1 protein-coding gene is annotated in these 1,809 nt (G+C 34.2%); it reads left to right on the top strand.

The window, feature by feature from the left end:
- Positions 1 to 217 precede the first annotated feature (217 nt).
- A complete protein-coding gene (locus AC1DRF_RS25900; RefSeq protein WP_477742063.1) occupies positions 218 to 1,690 on the top strand; it encodes a PAS domain S-box protein in 1,473 nt (490 codons plus the stop codon).
- The last annotated feature ends 119 nt before the right edge of the window (positions 1,691 to 1,809 follow it).

The following is a 1,809-nucleotide window of genomic DNA, read 5'->3' as shown; positions in this document are numbered from 1 at the left end:
GTTGTAACTATGCTAATATGAGTGATATATCACTACATCGTGCGACTAGCTGACTATAAAGTTATTCTCCTATAAAATTATTCACCATTTAAGAAAGGGATTTTTTATGGAATCACACAACCTCATAAAAAAACGGAATTTTATTCTTTTACTTATTTTTTGGCTGCTATATTTTGTCCACATTGTGTTATACCACTTTATTGCAGCTGATCCTCATATGATTGTTTTTATAAGCGGAGGAATTTTATTATTGGTAGTGACGGCTATGTACTACTTTCGTTTTCACCCTGCCATCATTATGTATTCTTTTTTTATATGTTATTATGCCTATATTGCGTACATGGCATCTATTGAACCTGCTGTTATTAATTATTTGTTTTTGTTTCTTGGAATTATTGTTAGCTTTATTTACAATAGCTATATTGCTATTGTAACTTCTACATTAATGTCTATAATAATTGTTTTGTACTTTTATGTAAGCAACACTCTTTTTACATCTGTGACTTTCGTGAAATTAGATATCGTTTATTTCATTTTGTTTACGCTGATCACAATGATTATTTTATTGTATTGTGCTCATTTCTCTAAAAAATTGATTGCTATTACGACGGTCAAAATGAACAAAACCGAAGATGAACTGTACTCAGCTCAAGAGTATTTGCAATCTTTTTTTACATACAATCGAGACGCCATTTCCGTGTTCAGTCTAGACGGCAAAGTGATTAAAGTAAACGATGCTTTTGAGCAAATATACGGATGGAAAGCGGAAGAAATTGTTGGAAAAGCCATTCCATTCATTCCTGCTGGCTTAAAAGGTGACGCTGAAAGCCGATTAGAAAAGGTTAAAAAAGGAGAAAAGCTGGTAGCCTTTGAAACCCAAGATAAGCGAAAAGATGGAAAAATAATTGATGTAGAAATCACTGTTTCACCTATTTTTAATCGTGATCAACAGGTCGTTGCGCTTTTTGGTATTTCACGCGATCTTACAGAAGAAAAGGAAACAGAAAAATTTCTTCGCCAAACCGATAAGTTATCTTTAGCGGGCGAAATGGCAGCGGGAATCGCTCATGAAATTCGAAATCCACTTACTTCTTTAAATGGATTTATTCAGCTTATTCATGAAGACAGCAGCCGCTATCATTCTTATACAACCATCATGCTGAGCGAACTGAATCGTATTAACTCAATCGTTGGAGAATTTTTATTGCTCGCTAAACCTCATGACACGGTTATGAAAAAGCACGCATTCTCTACTATTTTAAATGACGTTATTCTTTTGTATGAATCAGAATGTGTATTAAAAAATGTCGTAGTTAAAACACAGCTGGAAGCCCCGCATACATACATCTGCTGTGATGCAAATCAAATTAAGCAAGTACTCATTAATTTGTTGAAAAATGCGCTCGAAGCTATGCCTAGTGGAGGAGAAATTCATTTAAACGTTACTCAGCATACTAAAGATCTTACTATTTTCATTAAAGATACAGGAGTCGGCATTCCTTCACATTTGCTTATGCACATTCAAAAGCCCTTTTTTACCACGAAGGCCTCAGGTACCGGTCTTGGACTTGTTGTGATTAAAAACATTTTGTATCAGCATAAAGGAACATTTGAGATTAAAAGCACTGTTGGCGAAGGAACCAGCGTTTCCCTTACGATTCCTTTATGGGAACAAGAAATTAATCATTAAAAAAAGAGGCTGGAACAAAAGTATGTTAGTTGAAGAAAGATTCGAACGAGTTTGTTTCTTGATTAAGAATCAAACTCATTCGGATTTTTTTATTATGAGGGTGAACGTAGATTTAATCT

It is taken from the genome of Priestia sp. P5_B4 (genome assembly GCF_056400385.1).
Note: the sequence above shows the minus strand (reverse complement) of the source record. Positions and strands in the feature narration are given on the sequence as shown.